The following is a 19,625-nucleotide window of genomic DNA, read 5'->3' as shown; positions in this document are numbered from 1 at the left end:
AAGGACCGCGCAGCCGGGCCGGCCGGTGCGCTCCATTCTTACCAAGGATCATGCCCGGCGGCCCCGTTCGCCGGGTACGCCGTCCGGTGTCGTCCCCCACCGGGCGCGGAACGCGCACGAGGCGCGGACAGCAACGATCCCGCGACCGGGGTGCGGCGCCGCGGACGCCCGGCCGGGGCTCCGTGGGGACCGTACACACGTGGGGGCGGCGCCCGGGGCACCCCGCCGCTGCGCGTCGAGCAGCATCCGCGGGTTGCGGTCCCCCACCCCACGAGAAACGGCACCAGCACAGGACCGGCGCCCAAAGCGGCAGCCGGGCCGCAGGCGCGCAAGGTCGCGGCCGCTCCCCGGGCACCCCGTCACCGCGCGTCGAGCAGCATCCGCGGATTACGGTCCCCCGCAGCACCGGACGCGGCGCCCGCCCGGGACCGGCGCCCGAGGCGGCAACCGGACTGACGGCGCGCGAGGCCGTGGCCGCAACCGGGCCCGCGGCACGCGAGGCCGTGGCCGGGACGCCCCGTCACTGCGCGTTGAGCAGCATCCGCGGGTTGCGGTCGCCCGCCGCGCGGGACGCGGGCAGGACGGAGACGGCCACCGCCGCGGCGACGCACAGGCCGACGATCAGGAGGAGCGCGGCCGCGGGCGGGGCCTGGGCGATGCCCGCGCCGACGCCGCTGGAGCCGCCCTGCAGGTCGATCAGCCAGTCGGAGGCGAACACCCCCGCGGTGACGCCGGCCACCGCGGCGGCCAGCACGACCAGGCCGACCCCGGTGACGACGGTCGCCACGCTCTGCTGCGGCGTCAGGCCCACCGCGCGGTAGGCGCGCATGTCGCGGGCGTGGTCGCGGATGCCGCTGCCGACCGCCGTGGACAGTTCGGCCAGTGCGATCAGCGCGAGCACGGTGACCAGTCCGATGATCACGCCGCGCACCGGGGAGAGTTCGGCGCCGGGGCCGGCGACCTCGCGCACCTCCAGGGCGCCGTGCGAGGCCTCGGTGAGGGCGCCGCGCACCGCGGCCCGGTCGGCGCCGGGACGCAGGCCCAGGCTGTAGTACGAGGGCCCGACGGAGGCGTCCTGCGCCTGCAGGACGTCGAGGGGCGCCGAGATGACGCGTCCGCCGTGCCCGGTCTCGATGCTGCGGCCGACGATGTGCAGGATGTGCGGGGTGTCGCCGACGGTGACCCGGACCCACTGGCCGACCTCGATGTGGAGCGCGTCGATCAGGCCCTGTCCGGCGAGCGCCTCGTCGGGTCCGGCGGGACGCCGGCCCTCGGCGACGGCGAAGGGGTAGGGGTCGTCGGTGGTGCCGATCCCCCGCAGGGTGACGGACTGCGACTGCCCGGGGGCGAGCGCGGGGAGTTCGACGCCCGGGTGGACCGCGGTGATCTCCGGCCGTCCCGCGAGCAGCCGCCGGACGGCTTCGTCGGTGAGGCCGTTGGGGCGGGCGGTGAGCGCGCCGGCCTGTCCGAGTTGTTCCGGGTGGTGCTCGAAGCGGTCGAGGGTGGCCCAGGTGCCCAGCGCCACGGTGATCATCAGGATCGGCAGGGCGAGCCGGGCCACGGCCGCCGCGGAGCGCGCGGGCCGGTGCAGCACCCCGCGGCAGCCGAGGACCAGGGCGGGCGGGGCCCCCAGGCGCAGTGCCGCCCGGGCGGCGCCGGACATCCTGCGGCGTCCCGGAACGGCCCCCCGCGCGGCGGGGATCGGCGGCACGCGGCCGGCCCGCCAGGCGGCGAGCACCGTGGCGAGGGCGATGACCAGCACGGTCGCCGCGGCCGTGCCGGGGAGGGCCCAGGTGTGCTGCGGCAGTCCCTGCCACAGCCCCATGGCGTCCCCCATGGGCCCGGGGATGCCCGGCGCGAGCGTCTCCGCGGCGACCGCGCCGAGCAGCACGCCCGCGGTGGCCAGCACCGCGTGCTGCACGAGGAACATCCGGACCACCTGGGCCGGGGTGAAGCCGACCGCCTTCAGAACGGAGATGTCCCGGACGTACGCCAGGACGCGGGTGGCGATGCCCCCGGTCACCGCGATCGCGGCGGCCAGCAGCGCGGCCAGTCCGAACAGGCCGAGCAACAGCCCGAGGAGGTGGTTGTCGCCCTCGGCGTCGGCACGGGCCTCCCGCCAGGTGGCGACGCTGGTGACCCGGTCCGAGCCGACGGCGGTGACGGCGCGCGCGACGACGAAGGCGGTGTCCGCCGGGTCCCTCAGCCGCAGCCCCACGGTCTGCCCCGGACGGGCCGGGCCGGTGGCGAGGCCGTTCACCAGCGAGGGGGACGCCCAGGCGACACCGGGGTTGTCCCCCGGGGAGTAGAGGGGTTCCGCCGTCCCGGCGACGCCGACCACGCGGACGGTGCTGCGCCGTCCCTCGCGGGTGACGCTGATCTCGTCCCCCGGCTCGGCCCACAGCGCGGACGCCACCGACCGCTCCAGCACGATGCCGTCGTTCGCACCGCCGCCCAGCCAGTTGCCGCGGTCCATCAGGGGCCGCCCCACCGAGGGCGGGCTCGTGCCCGCGGCCCGCAGGTCGAGGACGGCCTTCTCGCGGCCGTGCTGCGCGGTGACGGTCAGGGTGCGGAAGGGACCGGAGACCGCGGTGACCCCGTCGATCCGGGACAGCGTCCGGGTGTCGGCGCCGCCGTCCGTGCGCAGCCACACGTGGGCGCCCTCCGTGGCGGTGAACATCCGCTGCCAGGGATTGGCCGCGTACACCAGCAGGGCGACGGAGAGCAGCAGCGCCGCGGTGATGCCCGCGGTGGCCAGGACGATGGACAGGGCCTGGCCGCGGTGCGTGCGCAGGTCGGCGAGGGCCCAGCGGACGGTGGCGCGCACGGCGGTCAGCCCTGCAGCTTCACGACGTCGGCGGCGGCGCGGGAGGGACGCGAGGCGTACGGCAGGGCATCGAGGGTGATGTCGTCCACGACCTCGCCGTCGAAGAGGCTGATCACCCGGTCCGCGGCGCTGGCCACCTTCGCGTCGTGCGTGACGAGCAGGATGGTCTGGCCGCGTTCGTGGCAGCGGGTCAGCAGCCGCAGCACCTCCCGGGTGCCCTTGCTGTCGAGGCTGCCGGTGGGCTCGTCGGCCAGCAGCAGGGCCGGGCGGTTGACCAGGGCCCGGGCGAGGGCGACCCGCTGCTGCTCGCCGCCGGACAGGTCGGCGGGGGTGCTGTCCTCCTTGCCGGTCAGGCCGAGTTCGGCCAGCAGCTCCTGGCGGGCGGCGCGCACCTGGCGGGGCGAGCGGCCGGCGAGCAGGGCCGGCAGTTCGATGTTGTCGGCGACGGTCAGGGTGGAGACGAGGTTGAAGAACTGGAAGACGATGCCGACCCCGCGCCGGCGCAGCACCGCCCAGCGCGCCTCGCTGAGCTGGTCGACCCGCTGCCCGTCCAGCCATATCCGCCCCTGGTCGGGGCGTTCGAGGCCGCCGAGCAGGTGCAGCAGGGTGGACTTGCCGGCGCCGGAGGGGCCGGTGACGGCGACGAACTCGCCCGGCCGCACCTCCAGGTCGACCCCGCGCACGGCCCGGACCTCGCCGCCGTCCACGCGGTGCGTCTTGACCAGGCCCTCGACCCGGAGCATGTGCGGCGCCGCGGGGGGCGGCTCGGCCTTTCTCATTCCAGCTCCTCCTGGCAGCGCTCCAGCCAGTCGAGGTCCGCCTGCAGGTGCAGCGTGGCGCCCTCGATCAGCAGCTGCGCGACGGTGTCGTCCCGGTCCTCCCCCGCGGCGAGCCGGGACATGGCGCGCATGAGGTTGAGGTAGTGGCGGCGCTGCTTGTTGATCAGGGAGACCTGGTCGGCCATGCCGGTGGCCGGGGCGAGGGCGAGCTTCATGAAGAACTCGTCGCGCACCCGCGGCTCGCTGGACGGCTCCTCGAACCAGGCGGCGACCGCCTCCCGCCCGGCGTCGGTGAGTTCGTAGATCCGTTTGTTGGGCCGGCCGGACTGGGTGACGTCCTCGCCCCGGATCAGCCCCGACTTCTCCAGGCGCGCCAGCGTCACGTAGATCTGGCCGATGTTCGGCTGAGGATAGGCAGCACCGAAGAGCTTCTCAAGTGCCGTCTTGAGTTCGTAACCGTGGGCGGGCCCCTTGGCGAGGAGTGCCATGAGAGGAAGGCGCACGCTCGTCCCGTCTCCTCCCCGACTACCTGCCTGTTAGGGGCCGCTCATCAGCGCGATCATCGGTGAGCAGGCCGTCTTGCCGCAATGGCTAGTATCGCGCATGTCCAACAGGTATACATGTCCCTTCGGACGACGACGCCGTCGCCGGAAGCGGGACCCTGGAGGAGCGTATGCGCTGGCCGCGGGCCGCGGGCCGGACCCTGCTCGCCGCTGCCCTGCTGCTGACCGGTTACGCCTCCGAGGGCGCCCGCGCCGCCGACGGCCCGCCCGGCACGACCGGCCGGGGCCCGGTGACCCTCGCCACCGGTCGCGACCTGACCGGCTACCTCCAGCACGTGCTGGACGGCTGGAACCGTGCCCACCCCCTGGAGAGGGCGACACTCGTCGAACTGCCCGAGGCAGCGGACGAGGTGCGCGCGCAGATGGCCGACAGCCTGCGTTCCGGCAGCGACCGCTTCGACGTCCTCAACATCGACGTGGCCTGGACCTCCGAGTTCGCCGGCGCGGGCTGGATCGCGCCGGTCGACCCGCGCGGACTGCCGATGGAGCGGCTGCTGGACTCGGTGAAGGAGACCGCCACGTTCCGCGGGCGGCTGTACGCCGTCCCGTACGTCACCAACGCCGGGCTGCTCTACTACCGCAAGGACATCCTCGACCGGGAGCACCTGCGGCCGCCGCGCACCTGGGCGGAGTTGGAGCAGCAGGCGCGGACGCTCGCCCCGAAGTACCGGATCGGCGGCTACGCGGGGCAGTTGCTGCCGTACGAGGGGCTGACGGTCAACGTCACCGAGGCCGTGCAGTCGGCGGGGGGCGGGATCCTCGGCGGGGAGGGCAGCCGGGTCACCGTGGACTCCGACGCGGCGCGCGAGGGACTGGGCTTCCTGGTGCGCGGTGTGCGCGAGGGCTGGATCCCGCGCGAGGCGCTGCACTTCAAGGAGGAGGAGTCCCGGCGGGCGTTCCAGGACGGCCGGCTGCTCTTCCTGCGCAACTGGCCGTACGTGTACGACCTCGCCTCGGCGCCGGGGTCGCGGATCGCGGGACGCTTCGGCGCCGTGCCGCTGCCCGGCCCCGACGGGCCGGGCACGGGCGTGCTCGGCGGGTCCAACCTCGCGGTCGACGCCCACTCGCGGCATCCCGGGACGGCCGCCGACCTCATGGCCTACATGACGGGTGAGTCCGTGCAGCGGCAGGTGCTCACGGAGGGCTCGCTGCCGCCGGTGTGGGCCGACCTGTACCGGGACCCGGGGCTGGTGCGCCGCTATCCGTACCTGCCGGTGCTGGAGCAGAGCCTGCGGGCGGCCAAGCCGCGTCCCAAGAGCGCCCGTTACGAGCAGGTGAGCCTGGCGGTGGCGGCGGTGAGCCGGGACGCGCTGGCGCTGCACACCACGCCGGAGCAGGCCGTCGCGCGCCTGGACCGCGAGCTGCGGGAGATCGTGCGGGACCGCTGATCCCGCGGTTCTTGCCCCACGGGTGTCGCACCCACCCCCCATACATACATGTTAGGTAACGCTGACGCTCTCGCGTGCCCACACTCGCTGCCCGATAGCCCCACAAACCACCCCAGTAAGCGCCGACTGTCGGCAGCTCCGTTGACATCTTCCTGACGCCATTACTTAACATGCATGCATAACGAGCCACCCCGCGCGGCGTGCAGTGTCGTGTCCGTCCGCGCGCCCGCAGTCAGGAATGGTGACGGGTGTTCACAGCCCCTCTGGAGGACGGTTCCTCCACCGCCGCCGCCCCCTCCCCCGCACTCACCGCCGTTCGCCCCTGGTGGCGCGACGCGGTGGTCTACCAGGTGTACGTGCGCAGCTTCCTGGACAGCACCGGCGACGGCGTCGGCGACCTGGCCGGCGTCCGGGCGGGGCTGCCCTACCTGCGCAGGCTGGGCGTCGACGGGATCTGGCTGAGCCCCTTCTACCCCTCGCCGCAGCACGACCACGGCTACGACGTCTCCGACTACACGGCCGTCGACCCGCTCTACGGCGACCTCGCCGAGTTCGACCGCCTCGTCGCCGACGCGCACCGGCTGGGCCTGCGCACCGTCCTCGACGTCGTCCCCAACCACTGCTCCACCGCCCACCCGTGGTTCCGCGAGGCGCTGGCGGAGGGCCCCGGCGGCCCCGCCCGGTCGCTGTTCCACTTCGCCGAGGGACGCGGCGAGCACGGCGAACTGCCACCCAACAACTGGCGGGCGATGTTCGGCGGCCCCGCCTGGTCCCGGGTGACCGAACCGGACGGCAGCCCCGGCCAGTGGTACCTGCACCTGTTCACCCCGGAGCAGCCCGACCTCAACTGGCGCGACCCGCGGGTGGGCGAGCACTTCGAGCACGTGCTGCGCTTCTGGCTGGACCGGGGCGTGGACGGCTTCCGCATCGACGTGGCGGCCGGCCTGTTCAAGCACCCGGCCCTCCCCGACTCCCCGGACCCCGAGGCGGACGAGCGGACCCGCGACTCCGTCAACCCGCTGGCCTGGAACCGTCCCGAGGTGCACGGGGTGTGGCGGCGGTGGCGCGCCATCTGCGAGGAGTACACCGCCCGCGACGGGCGCGAGCGCCTGCTGGTCGGCGAGGTCTCCGTGCCCACCCCGGCCGAACAGGCCCGTTACGTCCGGCCGGACGAGCTCCACCAGGCCTTCTTCTTCCACCTGCTGAGCGCGCCCTGGAACGCGGGGGCGTTCCGTACGGCCGTCGCCGAGGCGCTGCGCGACATCGCCGGCACCGGGTCCACCGTCACCTGGGTGCTCAACAACCACGACCAGGTCAGGACCGTCACGCGCTACGCGGGCGGCCCCTCCGGGCACTTCGGTGCCGCCAGGGCACGTGCCGCCGCACTGCTGATGCTGGCGCTGCCCGGGGCCGCCTACGTCTACCAGGGCGAGGAACTGGGGCTGCCCGAGGTCGTCGACCTGCCGGACGAGGTGCTGACCGACCCGATCTTCCGCCGTACCGGCAGCCGGCGTTTCGTCCGCGACGGCTGCCGGGTGCCGCTGCCATGGTCGGGGCACGTCTCGCCGTTCGGCTTCACCGCCGAGGGCAGTACGGCCCGGCCGTGGCTGCCGCAGCCCGACTGGTTCGCCGAGCACAGCGCCGACCGCGCGCTGCTGGACACCGGTTCCTTCTGGCACCTGTACCGGGAGGCCCTGGGCCTGCGGGCCCGGCTGCCCCAGCTCGGCGAGGGGACGCTGCGCTGGCTGGAGACGCCGCCCGGGGTGCTCGCCTTCGTCCGCGGCGAGGGCCTGGTCTGCGCCGTCAACTTCGGCGACGAGCCGGTCCCCGCCCCGGTGCCCGGGCAGCCGCTGCTGTCCAGCGCCCCCTGCCCGGCCGGGGTCCTGCCGGGCAACGCCGCCGCCTGGTGGGTCCACGACCCGGCGCGCAGCTGACCGTTCCCCACCCCCCACCGCACCACGGCACCACACCAACGCACCCCACCGAAGAAGGGACACCACTCGATGAAGCGCACCCTCGTCGCGGCCACCGCGATATGCGGTCTGGCCCTCGCGACCACCGCCTGCGGCGGTGAGACCAAGTCCGCCTCCGACTCCGGGCCGGCGGCCGGCAGCCAGAAGCTCAAGGGCCAGACGGTGACCGTCGCGGCCGTCTGGACCGGCGTCGAGCAGCAGAACTTCCAGAAGGTCCTGGACGGCTTCACCGCGAAGACCGGGGCGAAGGTGGCGTACGTCTCCACCGGCGACAACTTCGCGACCGTCCTGGGCAGCAAGATCGAGGGCGGTGACTCCCCGGACGTGGCGATGGTGCCGCAGCCCGGCGTCCTCAAGGAGTTCGCGGGCAAGGGCTGGCTCCAGCCGCTGTCGCCGGAGGTGAAGGGCGCCGCGGAGAAGAACTACGCCAAGATCTGGCAGACCTTCGGCACGGTCGACGGCACCTACTACGGCCTGTACTTCAAGACCTCCGACAAGTCGACGGTCTGGTACAGCCCGGCCGCGCTGGAGACGGCCGGCGTGCAGCCGCCGAAGACCTTCGCGGAGATGCTGGACGCCGCCCGCGCGGTCTCCGACTCGGGCCTGCCCGCCTTCGCCGTCGGCGGCTCCGACGGCTGGACGCTCACCGACTGGTTCGAGAACGTCTACCTCTCCCAGGCGGGCCCGGAGAACTACGACAAGCTGACCCGGCACGAGATCCCGTGGAGCGACCCGACGGTCGTCAAGGCGCTCACCACCCTGGGCCAGTTGTTCGGCGAGGACGACCTGCTCGCCGGCGGCCGCAAGGGCGCCCTGGCCACCAGCTTCCCCGACTCCGTCGCGCACGTCTTCGGCAAGAGCCCCAAGGCCGGCCTGGTCTACGAGGGCGACTTCGTCGGCGGTGTCATCTCCGGCGACCTGGGCGGCAAGGTCGGCGAGGACGCCAAGTTCTTCCCCTTCCCCTCGGTCGACGGCGGCCCGGCCCCGGTGGTCGGCGGCGGCGAGGCCGCCGTGGCGCTGAAGTCCGGCAAGAACGCCGAGGCCGGCATGGAGCTGATCTCCTACCTGGCCACCCCCGAGGCGGCGGGGATCTGGGCGAAGGCGGGCGGCTTCCTCTCCCCCAACACCGAACTGGACCCGGCCTCCTACGCGGACGACACCCTGCGCACGGCCGCCAAGTCGCTGGTCGACGCCGGTGACACGGTGCGCTTCGACATGTCGGACCAGACCCCGCCCGCCTTCGGCGGCACGCCCGGCAAGGGCGAGTGGAAGATCCTCCAGGACTTCCTGCGCGACCCGTCGGACCCGAAGGCCACCGCGGCGGCGCTCGAGGCCGCGGCCGCCAAGGCCTACAAGGGCTGAGGCCGGGTCATGTCCGCCTCCACCCGCAAGGTGCCGTCCGCTCCGGCGGGCGGCACCGCCCCGGCCGCCGTCCGGCGGCGTTCGCGCCGGGCCCGGCTCACGGCGATCGTCTTCGCGCTGCCGGCGCTCGCCCTGCTCGGCGCCCTCGTCGGCTACCCCATCCTCTTCTCGGTCGGCCGCAGCCTGTTCGACGCGAGCGGCGACCGCTTCGTGGGGCTGGCCAACTACCAGGAGATGTTCAGCGACCCGGCGAGCCTCAAGGCCGTCCGCAACACCGCGATCTGGGTCGTGGCGGCGCCGGGGCTGCTCACCGGCGTCGGCCTGGTCCTGGCCGTGCTCACCGAGAAGATCCGCTGGGCCACCGCCTTCAAGCTGCTGATCTTCATGCCGATGGCGGTCTCCTTCCTCGCCGCGGGCATCACCTTCCGCCTGGTGTACGACCAGGACCCGCAGCGCGGCGTGATGAACGCGGTCGCCGTCGCCGTCCACGACACCTTCAACGACTCCTCGGCCTACCCCGGCGCCCGCCCCCGCGGCACGGAGGTGCTCGAGGAGTCCGGTGACGGCGGCTACCAGGCGGTCGCGCGGGTGGAGCCGGGCAGGGACGTCACCCTGGGCCTGGTCGGCCTGCCGCCCGCGTCGCTCCCGGCACAGGCCCGGCCGGCGGCGCCCGCGGAGGCCTCGGACGACGCCGTCACCGGCGTGGTCTACCTGGACTTCGTGCCGGGCGGCGGGGGCACGCCCGGCGCCGTGGACCCGCAGGAGCGCGGTCTGCCGCACATGGCCGTCGAACTCACCAGGAACGGCGCGGTGGTCGCCACCGCCACCACCGGGGACGACGGTTCCTTCCGCTTCCCGGACGCGAAGGACGGCCCCTACGGCGTCCGGCTGCCCGGGAAGAACTTCGCGGAGCCGTACGCGGGCATCGACTGGCTCGGGCCGACGCTGGTCACGCCGGCCATCATCGGCGCCTACCTGTGGATCTGGACCGGCTTCTCCATGGTGCTGATCGGCGCGGGGCTCGCCTCCCTGCCGCGCGAGACGCTGGAGGCCGCCCGGATGGACGGCGCGAGCGAGTGGCAGATCTTCCGCAGGATCACCGTGCCGCTGCTGGCGCCGGTGCTGGGCGTGGTCTTCGTGACGCTGGTGATCAACGTGATGAAGGTCTTCGACCTCGTCTACATCATCGCGCCGGGCCCGGTGCTGGAGGACGCCAACGTCCTGGCGCTGCAGATGTGGCTGGTCTCCTTCGGCGGCGGCAACAACCAGGGCCTGGGCAGCGCGATCGGCGTCGTCCTGCTGCTGCTCGTGCTGCCCGCGATGGCCCTCAACATCCGACGCTTCCGCAGGAGCAACCGATGACCGTGCAGACCGCCGCTCCGCGCCCCGCTCCGCCGACCCCGCCCGGCGGGCCGTCCGGCCGGGCACCCGGGCGTCCCTCCGTGGCGGCCCGGCTGGGTTCGGTGCTGCGCGGCGGGCTCGTCCAAGTGCTGCTGACGGTCGTCGCGCTGGTCTGGCTCACCCCGACGGTGGGGCTGTTCGTCTCCTCGCTGCGCAGCTCCGACGAGAACGCCGGCTCGGGCTGGTGGAGCGCTCTGCTCCACCCCGGGTCGCTGGGCTTCGACAACTACTCCGCGATCCTCGGGGACAGCGGGATCACCCAGGCGTTCTGGAACACCGTGCTGATCTCGGTGCCCGCCACGGCCGCCGTCGTGGTCCTCGCCGCGCTGGCCGGGTACGCCTTCGCCTGGCTGGAGTTCCCGGGGCGTGACTGGGTCTTCCTGGTGGTCGTCGGCATGCTCGTGGTGCCGGTGCAGATCGGGCTGCTGCCGGTGGCCAGGCTGTTCCGGGAGGTCGGGCTGTTCGGCACGACGGCGGGCGTGGTCCTCTTCCACGTGGCGTACGGGCTGCCGTTCGCGATCTTCCTGCTGCGCAACTACTTCGCCGAGATCCCGCGCGAGATGCTGGAGGCCGCCCGCATGGACGGCGGGTCGGAGTGGACGATCTTCCGGAAGCTGGTGCTGCCGGTGGGCCGTCCGGCGATCGCGAGCCTGGCCATCTTCCAGTTCCTGTGGGTCTGGAACGACATGCTGGTCGCGCTGATCTTCGCGGACGCCGGATCGCAGCCGCTCACGGTCGCCCTGCAGTCCCAGATGCGGCAGTTCGGCGCCAACATCGACGTACTGGCGCCCGGCGCCTTCCTGTCGCTGATCGTGCCGCTGGTCGTCTTCTTCGCCTTCCAGCGGCACTTCGCGGAGGGGGTCATGGCGGGGTCGGTGAAGTAGCGGGGCCGGTGAAGCTTCGGGGGCGGTGAAGCAGCGGGGGCGTCTCACCGGCGGGTGCGGTGATACATCGGAGGTCTTTCTTGTCAGTCGGCCCGATCCCCCTTAGGGTCGGGTCGGAGGACAGGACTCCTCCGACGTATCACCGCACCCGCGGCCGTCCTCCCCCGATCCCCGAGGAACCGTCAGCCATGCCCCTGCAGCCGTGGTTCGCCGACGCCAAGCTCGGCATCTTCGTCCACTACGGGATCTACGCGGTCGACGGCGTCCCCGAGTCCTGGGCCTTCTACAACGGCGACGTCCCCCACGAGCGGTACATGCGCCAGCTCGAAGGCTTCACCGCCGCGCACTACGACCCGGACGCCTGGGCCCGGCTCTTCGCCCGCGCGGGCGCCCGTTACGCGGTGCTGACCGCCCGGCACCACGACGGCGTCGCCCTGTGGGACACCGCGCAGGGCGACCTGTCGGTCGTCCGGCACACCCCCGCCGGGCGCGACCTGATCGACCCGTACGCGCGGGCGCTGCGCGAGCAGGGCCTCAAGGTCGGTCTCTACTACTCCCATTCGGACTGGAACCACCCGGACTACCCCAGCGTCGTCCACCCCGACCCGCCCACTCCGGACGTGGTGACCAGCCGGTTCGTCGCGCCCGCGGACGGCACGGAGGACCCGGCGGCCTGGCGGCGCTACCTGGCCTACCGCGACGCCCAGGTCGGCGAGCTGGTCGACCGGTTCCGCCCCGACCTGCTGTGGTTCGACGGCGAGTGGGAGCGCAGCGAGGAGCAGTGGGGCCTGGACGCCCTGGCCGCGCGGATCCTCGCCGGGAACCCGGAGACGGTCCTCAACGCGCGCATGCTCAGCCACGGCGACTACGCCACGCCCGAGCAGGGCATCCCCGTCGAACCGCCGCCCGGGCCGTGGGAGCTGTGCCTGACCGTCAACGACTCCTGGGGCTTCCAGCACGGCGACCACCGCCACAAGTCGGTGGGCCAGTTGGTCCGCTACTTCACGGAGACGATCGGCGCCGGCGGCAACCTGCTGCTGGACGTCGGGCCCCGCGAGGACGGCACCATCACCCCGGAGCAGACCGAGCGCCTGGAAGGGCTCGGCGACTGGATCCGCGCCCACGCCGACGCCGTGTACGGCACCCGCGCCGGCCTGCCGGCCGGGCACCACTACGGCCCCAGCACCCTGTCCGCCGACCGCCGCACCCTGTACCTGGTGTGCTTCGACGCCCCGCGCGAGACCATCGCGGTACGCGGCCTGCGCAACCGCGTGCGCCGCGTCTCCGTCGTCGGCAACGGCGCCGCGCTCGGCCACCACGTGACCGGCGGGCTCCACGAGGTCCCCGGAGTGACCTGGATCGACGCCCCCTCCCCCGGCGCCCTGGACCCGTACGCCACCGTCCTCGCCCTCGAACTCGACGGCGAACTCGACCTCTACCGCGGCACGGGCCGCGCGTAGCCCCTGCCGTGACGCTGCCGTACCCCCGCGGGGTGCCCGCCGTCCCGTCTTCCACAACCCGCCCGCGCGGCCCCACGAGGTGGTGGCCGAGACCTTGGAGCGCGCCCTGCGCGACCGCTCGCACGAGACCGAGGCGGCGGACGTCCTGGTCGGGAGCGCGCTGAACGACGACGACCGGCGGTTCGTGGAGCACTGGTGCGTCCGGGTCGGGACGCGGGCCCTGCCGGGAAGTCCCCTTCTCGGCCTGGCCGGGCTGTGCCTGGGGCACACCGCTCGGCGCTTCGCGCGCCTCGCCGACGAGGCCGTCGCGCTGGCGGCGTCACTGGCGGCACGTGCCGAGGCGGATCCGTCGGACGTGGACGGCCGGGCGGTGGACGGTTACGGCGACGTCCGGCACTTCCTGCGCCTTCGGTGACGGGGGACGTCCCCGTCGCGGTGGCCAGGGCAGTTCCGGCGGCGTCGTGTGCCCCGTGGGGCCGCCCGCTTCCTGCCCGGCGAGCCGGGCCGGGGCCCGGACGGGGACGGCCGTGCGGTCCTCTCTCAGGCGGAGTGTGCGAGTTCGTCGGGGTGGACGGCGTGGGCGAGCGGCTCGCCGCGGGCGAGGCGTTCGATCTCCTCGATCGCGGCGTCGGCGAGCCGGGCCAGCTCGTTGCCGAGGGATCCGGCGACGTGCGGGGTGAGCAGGACGTTCGGCAGGTCGTAGAGCGGCGAGCCGGCGGGCAGCGGCTCGGGGTCGGTGACGTCGAGGACGGCGTGCAGCCGGCCGGAGACCAGCTCGGCGGTGAGCGCGGCGGTGTCGACCAGCGAGCCGCGCGCGGTGTTGACCAGCGTCGCCCCGTCCCTCAGCAGCGCCAGGCGTGCGGCGTCGAAGAGGTGCCGGGTCTCGGGCAGTTCGGGGGCGTGGACGGTGACCACGTCGCTGCGCCGGCACAGGTGGTCCAGCTCCACCGGTTCCGCGCCGAGCGCGACCGCCTCGGCGGGAGCGAGGTGGGGGTCGTGGAGGAGCAGGCGCAGGTCGAAGGGGCGCAGCAGCTCGACGACCCGCCGTCCGATGCGGGAGGCGCCGACCACCCCCACGGTGCGGCGGTAGTTCCCGATGCCGCCGGGCGTCTCGGAGAGCGCCGGTTTCCGGCGGGCCTCCCGGTAGGCCCGCGCGGACTCCAGCACTCGCTTGCCGGAGAACAGCACGGCGGCGACGGTGTACTCCGCCACCGGCAGGGCGTTGGCGGCGGCCGCGCTGGAGACCTGCACGCCGCGCTGCCACACGGCGTCGGTGACGTGCTGCTTGACCGACCCCGCGGCGTGGACCACCGCGCGCAGCGCCGGCATCCGCTCCAGCGCCGCCTCGTCCAGCGCCGGGCAGCCCCACCCCGTCAGCAGCACCTCGGCGCCGGCGAGCGCCTCCCCCACGGCGGGGTCGGCGAAGTCCTCGACGAGCACGGGGGGGGTCGAGGCGGGCGACGCGGGAGAGCCGCCCGAGCGCCACGTCGGTGAGGACGGCCTCACGGGTGGCGGCCCGCATGGCCAGGACGGTACGGGGACGGTGCTGCTCAGGGGTCACGTGGCGGCTCCCGCTGGGGACCTGCGGCCGGACGGGTGGATCGGTGGGCGCCATCCTTCGCACAGGACGGGGCGCCGTCAAGGGCGGAGCGTTCCCGCGACGCGTCCGCCGACGCCGACCGCCGACCGCCCCGGAACCTGCACCGGCCGCGTAGCGGCCTGCACCGTGGCGTCGGGCCGGTGGGTGCCGCGCCGGTTGCTCGGCTCGCGCCGTCTCGCGCCCTTCGGGCGCAAAGATGCGGGCTGCGGAGGGGAGGGTGGGCGGCCAGGGCTTGTCGGCAGCCTGCGGCCCGGTGGGCGGTTGGGGTTCAGGCGCCGGAGCGGGGCCGGTTGTCCGTCCGCGTGCGGTCTCGTCGCCGTCCGCGGGTGCAGATGGCCGGTGACCACGCCCACCGTCCATGGGTGGCGCGCCCGCCGTAACCGGCGTCTGCGGGTGATTCCCCGATTTCCGGCGCGCTCGGGCGGACGTGGGTACCGGGCCGGGAGCCGAGCCGGCCCGGTACCCCCATCATGGGTCAGCGGCCCGCGGTCAGCACGGTCTCGTAGCCCGGGAGGACGACGTCGCGGATGATCGCGTTCCGCTCGTCGAAGGGGAGGAACGCGCTCTTGAGCGCGTTGACGGTGACCTCGCGCAGATCCTCCGCCGTCCAGCCCGCCTCGCTGACCAGCAGTTCCATCTCTCGGGTCATGGTGGTCGCCGAGACCAGGCGGTTGTCGGTGTTGACGGTGACGCGGAAGCCGAGGTCGCGCAGCTGGGTGATGGGGTGCCCGGCGATGGAGGTGGCGGCGCCGGTCTGGAGGTTGGAGGTCGGGCAGACCTCCAGCGCGATGCGGCGGTCGCGTATCCAGCCCGCGAGGCGGCCGAGCTTGCCGTCCACGATGTCCTCGGCGAGGCGGACGCCGTGGCCGATCCGCAGCGCGCCGCAGACCTGCACGGCCTGGTGGATGCTGGGCAGGCCGTGGGCCTCGCCCGCGTGGATGGTGAAGGGCACGTTCTCGCGGCGCAGGTACTCGAAGGCGGCGAGGTGGTCGGCGGGCGGGAACCCGTCCTCGGCCCCGGCGATGTCGAAGCCGACGACACCGGCGTCGCGGTAGGCCACGGCGAGGCCGGCCACCTCGCGGCTGCGGTCGGTCATGCGCATCGCGCACAGCAGGGTCCCCACGCGGACCGGCGTGCCCGCGGCGGCGGCCTTCGCCATGCCGGCGGCCAGGCCCTCCTGGACGGTCTCGACGACCTCGGCGAGGGTGAGGCCGCGGTGCACCAGCAGCTCGGGGGCGTAGCGCACCTCGCCGTAGACGACGCCGTCGGCGGCGAGGTCGAGCACGTACTCCTCGGCGACGCGCAGCAGGCCCTCGCGGGTGCCCATCACGGCGATGGTGTGCTCGAAGGTGGCGATGTAGCGGACGAGGTCGCCGGAGTTCGCCGCGTCGTAGTACCAGGCGGCCAGCTCGCCGGGGTCGGTGGCGGGCAGCGCGTGGCCGGTCTCCGCGGCCAGTTCGACCAGGGTGGCCGGGCGCAGGCCGCCGTCCAGGTGGTCGTGGAGGACGGCCTTGGGGAGCCGGCATATCAGGTCGGTGTCGAGGGCGGTCACGCGGTGTGCTCCTGGTCGGTGGGGGCGGTGGCGGCGGGCTGGAGGAGGTCCCAGCGGTTCCCGTACGGGTCCTGGAAGACGGCGACCGAGCCGTACGCCTCGTGGCGGGGCTCCTCCAGGAAGGTCACGCCCGCGGCGAGCATCCGCGCGTGGTCGCCCGCGAAGTCCTCGGTGTGCAGGAAGAAGCCGACCCGTCCGCCGGTCTGGTCGCCGACCCGCGAGAGCTCGGCGTCGTTCTTGGCGCGGGCGAGCAGCAGCCCGCTGCCGGCGGCCCCGCCGGGCGGGCGCACGACGACCCACCGGCTCCCGCCGGGGCGCGGCTCGTCCTCGACGAGCTCGAATCCGAGGGCGCCGGTGTAGAAGGCGATGGCCTCGTCGTAGTCGCGGACGACGAGGGTGACCAGGGCGATACGGGACATGCGCGAACGTTATACGTAACACCACGGCCCGGGCAAGGCGCCCCCTGGGGGCGGCACGGAGCCGCCCGCAGGGCACCGGCCGGGTGGCGGCGGCCGGAACCGGCGCCCCCACCCGGGCCGCGGGTCAGCCGGCGTCCGCCCGCCCGGCGCGCAGGGCGCGGCGCCGCAGCGCCCGGGCGTGACGCCGCTCGTCCTCGGCCGACGCCGGCCGGGGCCTGCCGTCGGCGCCGGTGGCCACGAAGACCGGGTGCGCCGTGACGACCTCGGTGGCCGGGCGGCAGCCAGGCACACCCGGACCCGGCCCGGGAGGGGTCCCCGGGCCGGGGTCGGGGTCGCGGGGGTCAGTCGGTGCGCGGCCGGCGCAGGAGGCCCGCGGCGGCGTCGAGGACGAGGAACCCGAGCAGCGTCACGCCGAGGACGGGCAGTGTCCAGCCGAGGGCGGCGACGGCGGGGACGCCGAGGACCAGCGCGGGCACGGGCAGGCGGCGCCAGGTGCCGCGTGCGGGGGCCCGGCCGAACGGGGCGGCGCGGTCGGCACGGACCGGCCGGCGCTGCCACCACATGCGGTAGCCCCAGCAGATGACGAGGACCAGGCCGAGCGCCACCACCGCCAGCACGATCTGGTTGGCCAGGCCGAAGAGCAGGCCCATGTGGCCCTGGACGCCGAGCTTGCTGAGCTTGGCCGGGGCGGGGTGGTCGGCCCAGCGGCTCTCGGAGGTGACCTCGCCCCGGGCGGCGTCGACGGCGACCCGGTCGTAGTGCACCGGCCACCGGTCGTCGTCCTGGGCGACGGTCCAGGCGGTCGACGCGTCGGCGGGCGGGGTCAGTTCGACCCTGCCGCCCAGGCCCGCGTCCCGGGCCACGGCCAGGACCGTGTCGAAGGCGGCCGGGTCGGCGGCCGCCGTGGAGCGGCCGCCGCCGTGCCCGGCGTGTCCCTCCTGCGCCGGGCCGGAGCCGGTTCCCGCGCCGGGCAGGGAGGTGTCGAGCGCGGGCGCGTGCCCCTTGACCGCGTCCAGGAACCGTCCGAAGCGGTCACCGGCGTAGTGGGACCAGGTCAGACCGGTGGCGCTGAGGAAGAGCAGGCCGAGCGCAAGCCACACGCCGGTGGCGGCGTGCCGGGTACGGGTGCGGCGCACTCCCCGGGCGGACCGGTCGGGCAGGAGCACACCGCGGGCCGTGGGGGCGCGCAGGCCGCGGGCGCGTCCGAGCCACAGCACGAGCCCGCCTGCGACGATCACCCACAGCCAACTGGCGGCGACCTCGGAGTACAGCCTGCCGGTCTCCCCGAGGTGGAGGTTGCGGTGCAGGTCGTCCAGCCAGGTCGACAGCGGCGTCGAGCCGAACCACGTGGTCAGCTCCCCGCGCACCTCGGCCGTGGAGGGGTCGACGAAGACCGTGCGCTGCTTGTCGCCCAGTTCGGGGACGGAGAGCACGACGCGCGTGGTGTCCTCGGGGCCGGACGGGGTGATCACCGAGGCGAGCGTCCCCTCCGGGTGGGCGGCCCTGGCGGCCGTGATCTGTTCGGCCAGCGGACGCGATGGGCCGTCGGGCCGCTCGGTGTACAGCATGTCGCCGTAGGCGAGCCGGTCGAACTGCGGGGTGAAGGTGTAGGCGAGGCCCGTGAGGGCGGCGACGAGGAGGAAGGGGGCGACGAACACCCCGGCGTAGAAGTGCAGTCGGACGAGCAGTGCGCGTGCCTCGCGCCAGGAGCGCCGCGGTTGCGCGGTGGTGCCGGACAGGTCCGCGGCCGGCGCGGCGCCTTCGCCGGCAGGGGCCGCGGCGTCCCCGCCGTGTCCGTCGGTCGGTGTCTGTTCCTGTGTGGAAGACATGGGTGCATCCCCGATCGGCGCCCGGCGCGTACGGCGCGGGCGCGGGTGAAGTCGGCAGGTCGGTCCGCCGTGACGGCGGGACGGCGTGGCCGCGCGGCGGACGGTGCCGTGCGCGGGCAGGCCGGACTGCGCCCGTCACCGCCGGTGGGCGGGACGGACGGTCAGCAGCTGATCGCCGGCTTCGGTGGGCCCCTGCGCGCCACCGTGTGCCGCAGGGGTGTCCGGCGCGGTGGGCGCGCCGGACGGGGGGAGGCCGCGGGGCGGGCCGGGGCGGCGTGGTCGTGGGCGAGGACGGTGCGTACCGCCCGGCGCAGCGGGGCGAGCAGGACCGCGGCCAGGGCGCGGCCGGCCCGGAAGACCGCGGCCTCGCCCCGCCACAGCCACAGCCCGCACAGCGCGGCGGCGAGCGCGTGGGCCGCGGCCATGCCCGTGGTCCAGCCGCCGGCCGGGGAGGCGGACATGGGCATCGTGCCCATCGCCGCGACCGTGTGACGGTACGCCGGGCCCGCGTCGGCGGGGGCGGCGGCGAAGGCCTGGGCGAGGCCGAACCAGGCGTGCAGCGCGAACTGCGCCCCCACCGTGGCTCCCGTGACCGTCAGGGCGCCGCGCTCCCGGCGTCCGGCGAGCCACCAGGCCCCGGCGGTCGTGGCGGCGAACGCGTACCCGACCGCCCAGCCCGGCACCGCCCGGGACATCAGGGCGTGGCCGAGCCCGGTCACCGTCACGCACACGGCCGCGAACACCGCGGCGCGTGCGAGGCGGAAGCCGGGCCCGGAGGTCATGGGCAGCCATGGTGCCAGGCGGGTCGCCGCCCGCGCCACGAGTCCCGAACTCCCTCTCCCGTACGGCCTCGTGGTTCCCGTAAATTGCTGTCATGGGGGCAGCGGGCGCAGGGGACGGGCCGGTGCGGGGCGGCCGGCGGGCGAAAGCGCGCGGCTCCGGCGGGCGTTCCGGCGGGCATTCCGGTGCGGGCAGCCGGTACGGCTCGGGTGAGGGCACCCACCAGGGCTCGGCCGCGGACGCCCGCGGGGGTACCGCCCACCCTCTGGTGCTGCTGGTGGCCGGTGTGCTGTTCCTCGCCGCGGGTGTCTGGCTCCTGACCTCGGCCGCCCGGGACACCCTGTCGGTGCGCTACGGCGTGCACACGGTGGGCACCGTCCGCGAGGCGCACGGCGGCCCGGGCGACGGGCGGCTGTGGGTGACGTTCACCGTGGCGGGCGCCGAGGTGACCCATCCGCTGCCACGGGGCACCAACCGCCGTCAGGTCAACCACGGGGACCGGCTGCCCATCGTCTACCGGGCCGACCGTCCCGAGCGGGTCGTGGCGCGGCGTGACGTCGGGCACGGGCCGCTGGTGTTCTGGTCCGCGTTCAGCGCGGTGGGAGTCGTCCTGGTCGGCTGGTCCGTCCTGGCGCTGCACCGGGCCGCGGGGCGGCGGGCGCGCGGCGTCCCGGGCCCGCCCCCCGCGGCGTGACGTCCCCGCCGTCCGCGGGTCAGTCGGTGGGGATGATGTGGCCGTCGCGGAGTTCGAGGACGCGGTCGGCGAGGGCGAGGAGCTGGGGGTCGTGGGTGGCGACGAGGGCGGTGA

At 74.7% G+C, this 19,625-nt stretch carries 16 protein-coding genes and 2 pseudogenes; 8 read left to right on the top strand and 10 right to left on the bottom strand.

Annotation, left to right across the window (positions count from 1 at the left end; genetic code table 11):
• Positions 1 to 520 precede the first annotated feature (520 nt).
• The 3 genes from ACFZAU_RS35375 to ACFZAU_RS35365 are packed head-to-tail and all read right to left on the bottom strand — an operon-like array spanning position 521 to position 4,109.
• Complete coding sequence (locus ACFZAU_RS35375; protein WP_500555569.1) at positions 521 to 2,827, bottom strand: ABC transporter permease; 2,307 nt, start codon at positions 2,825 to 2,827, stop codon at positions 521 to 523.
• Positions 2,828 to 2,832: 5 nt separating this feature from the next.
• The gene (locus tag ACFZAU_RS35370; RefSeq protein WP_500555568.1) at positions 2,833 to 3,606 is read right to left on the bottom strand and encodes an ABC transporter ATP-binding protein; all 774 of its coding nucleotides are present in this window, start codon (positions 3,604 to 3,606) and stop codon (positions 2,833 to 2,835) included.
• The gene (locus tag ACFZAU_RS35365; RefSeq protein ID WP_500555567.1) at positions 3,603 to 4,109 is read right to left on the bottom strand and encodes a PadR family transcriptional regulator; all 507 of its coding nucleotides are present in this window, start codon (positions 4,107 to 4,109) and stop codon (positions 3,603 to 3,605) included. Before ACFZAU_RS35365 ends, ACFZAU_RS35370 begins: the two co-directional genes overlap by 4 nt.
• A 170-nt stretch (positions 4,110 to 4,279) precedes the next feature.
• On the opposite strand from ACFZAU_RS35365, the gene ACFZAU_RS35360 reads away from it, so the two are divergent.
• From ACFZAU_RS35360 to ACFZAU_RS35330, 7 genes are all read left to right on the top strand, one after another.
• Positions 4,280 to 5,557 carry an ABC transporter substrate-binding protein gene (locus tag ACFZAU_RS35360; protein ID WP_500555566.1) on the top strand — a complete coding sequence of 426 codons (1,278 nt, stop codon included), beginning with the start codon at positions 4,280 to 4,282 and terminating at the stop codon, positions 5,555 to 5,557.
• A 248-nt stretch (positions 5,558 to 5,805) separates the two neighbouring features.
• A complete protein-coding gene (locus ACFZAU_RS35355; RefSeq protein ID WP_500555565.1) occupies positions 5,806 to 7,491 on the top strand; it encodes a glycoside hydrolase family 13 protein in 1,686 nt (561 codons plus the stop codon).
• A gap of 69 nt (positions 7,492 to 7,560) precedes the next feature.
• Positions 7,561 to 8,892, top strand: a complete 1,332-nt coding sequence (locus tag ACFZAU_RS35350) for an ABC transporter substrate-binding protein (RefSeq protein ID WP_499603271.1) — start codon at positions 7,561 to 7,563, stop codon at positions 8,890 to 8,892.
• A gap of 9 nt (positions 8,893 to 8,901) precedes the next feature.
• A complete protein-coding gene (locus ACFZAU_RS35345; RefSeq protein WP_499603272.1) occupies positions 8,902 to 10,254 on the top strand; it encodes a carbohydrate ABC transporter permease in 1,353 nt (450 codons plus the stop codon).
• Positions 10,251 to 11,177, top strand: coding sequence for a carbohydrate ABC transporter permease (locus tag ACFZAU_RS35340; protein ID WP_500555564.1), 927 nt, complete (start codon positions 10,251 to 10,253; stop codon positions 11,175 to 11,177). The genes ACFZAU_RS35345 and ACFZAU_RS35340 overlap by 4 nt, the downstream gene beginning before the upstream one ends.
• A gap of 188 nt (positions 11,178 to 11,365) precedes the next feature.
• A complete protein-coding gene (locus ACFZAU_RS35335; RefSeq protein WP_500555563.1) occupies positions 11,366 to 12,637 on the top strand; it encodes an alpha-L-fucosidase in 1,272 nt (423 codons plus the stop codon).
• Positions 12,638 to 12,719: 82 nt separating this feature from the next.
• Complete coding sequence (locus ACFZAU_RS35330) at positions 12,720 to 13,052, top strand: hypothetical protein (protein ID WP_500555562.1); 333 nt, start codon at positions 12,720 to 12,722, stop codon at positions 13,050 to 13,052.
• A 125-nt stretch (positions 13,053 to 13,177) separates the two neighbouring features.
• Here ACFZAU_RS35330 and ACFZAU_RS35325 read toward each other — a convergent pair.
• The 6 genes and pseudogenes from ACFZAU_RS35325 to ACFZAU_RS35300 all read right to left on the bottom strand — a co-directional run bounded on the left by ACFZAU_RS35325 (position 13,178) and on the right by ACFZAU_RS35300 (position 18,819).
• Positions 13,178 to 14,159: pseudogene (locus tag ACFZAU_RS35325) on the bottom strand (hydroxyacid dehydrogenase).
• A gap of 553 nt (positions 14,160 to 14,712) precedes the next feature.
• Positions 14,713 to 15,789: an adenosine deaminase gene (locus ACFZAU_RS35320; RefSeq protein WP_500555561.1), complete on the bottom strand. Its 1,077-nt coding sequence runs from the start codon at positions 15,787 to 15,789 to the stop codon at positions 14,713 to 14,715.
• On the bottom strand, positions 15,786 to 16,208 hold the full coding sequence (locus ACFZAU_RS35315) for a VOC family protein (protein WP_500555560.1): 423 nt from the start codon (positions 16,206 to 16,208) through the stop codon (positions 15,786 to 15,788). The genes ACFZAU_RS35320 and ACFZAU_RS35315 overlap by 4 nt, the downstream gene beginning before the upstream one ends.
• Before the next feature lie 124 nt (positions 16,209 to 16,332).
• The gene (locus ACFZAU_RS35310; RefSeq protein WP_500555559.1) at positions 16,333 to 16,497 is read right to left on the bottom strand and encodes a hypothetical protein; all 165 of its coding nucleotides are present in this window, start codon (positions 16,495 to 16,497) and stop codon (positions 16,333 to 16,335) included.
• Positions 16,498 to 16,549: 52 nt separating this feature from the next.
• Positions 16,550 to 18,037 carry a PepSY-associated TM helix domain-containing protein gene (locus ACFZAU_RS35305; RefSeq protein WP_500555558.1) on the bottom strand — a complete coding sequence of 496 codons (1,488 nt, stop codon included), beginning with the start codon at positions 18,035 to 18,037 and terminating at the stop codon, positions 16,550 to 16,552.
• 161 nt (positions 18,038 to 18,198) lie between these two features.
• The gene (locus tag ACFZAU_RS35300; RefSeq protein ID WP_500555557.1) at positions 18,199 to 18,819 is read right to left on the bottom strand and encodes a hypothetical protein; all 621 of its coding nucleotides are present in this window, start codon (positions 18,817 to 18,819) and stop codon (positions 18,199 to 18,201) included.
• Between the two features lie 92 nt (positions 18,820 to 18,911).
• On the opposite strand from ACFZAU_RS35300, the gene ACFZAU_RS35295 reads away from it, so the two are divergent.
• Positions 18,912 to 19,511 (top strand): hypothetical protein, encoded by a 600-nt coding sequence (locus ACFZAU_RS35295; protein ID WP_500555556.1) that lies wholly within the window; start codon positions 18,912 to 18,914, stop codon positions 19,509 to 19,511.
• A 19-nt stretch (positions 19,512 to 19,530) separates the two neighbouring features.
• On the opposite strand, the pseudogene ACFZAU_RS35290 reads toward ACFZAU_RS35295, so the two are convergent.
• Positions 19,531 to 19,625, bottom strand: a pseudogene (locus tag ACFZAU_RS35290) (ABC transporter ATP-binding protein); the annotation flags it as partial.

Source organism: Streptomyces sp. NPDC008238 (assembly GCF_042956445.1).
In the GTDB taxonomy this organism is placed as follows: Bacteria; Actinomycetota; Actinomycetes; order Streptomycetales; family Streptomycetaceae; genus Actinacidiphila.
Note: the sequence above shows the minus strand (reverse complement) of the source record. Positions and strands in the feature narration are given on the sequence as shown.

Bases quoted from the DNA above. Each gene is read 5' to 3' on its own strand.
- ACFZAU_RS35370 (WP_500555568.1), bottom strand. From the start codon at position 3,606: ATGAGAAAGGCCGAGCCGCCCCCCGCGGCGCCGCACATGCTCCGGGTC.
- ACFZAU_RS35360 (WP_500555566.1), top strand. From the start codon at position 4,280: ATGCGCTGGCCGCGGGCCGCGGGCCGGACCCTGCTCGCCGCTGCCCTG.
- ACFZAU_RS35350 (WP_499603271.1), top strand. From the start codon at position 7,561: ATGAAGCGCACCCTCGTCGCGGCCACCGCGATATGCGGTCTGGCCCTC.
- ACFZAU_RS35345 (WP_499603272.1), top strand. From the start codon at position 8,902: ATGTCCGCCTCCACCCGCAAGGTGCCGTCCGCTCCGGCGGGCGGCACC.
- ACFZAU_RS35340 (WP_500555564.1), top strand. From the start codon at position 10,251: ATGACCGTGCAGACCGCCGCTCCGCGCCCCGCTCCGCCGACCCCGCCC.
- ACFZAU_RS35335 (WP_500555563.1), top strand. From the start codon at position 11,366: ATGCCCCTGCAGCCGTGGTTCGCCGACGCCAAGCTCGGCATCTTCGTC.
- ACFZAU_RS35315 (WP_500555560.1), bottom strand. From the start codon at position 16,208: ATGTCCCGTATCGCCCTGGTCACCCTCGTCGTCCGCGACTACGACGAG.
- ACFZAU_RS35305 (WP_500555558.1), bottom strand. From the start codon at position 18,037: ATGTCTTCCACACAGGAACAGACACCGACCGACGGACACGGCGGGGAC.
- ACFZAU_RS35300 (WP_500555557.1), bottom strand. From the start codon at position 18,819: ATGACCTCCGGGCCCGGCTTCCGCCTCGCACGCGCCGCGGTGTTCGCG.
- ACFZAU_RS35295 (WP_500555556.1), top strand. From the start codon at position 18,912: ATGGGGGCAGCGGGCGCAGGGGACGGGCCGGTGCGGGGCGGCCGGCGG.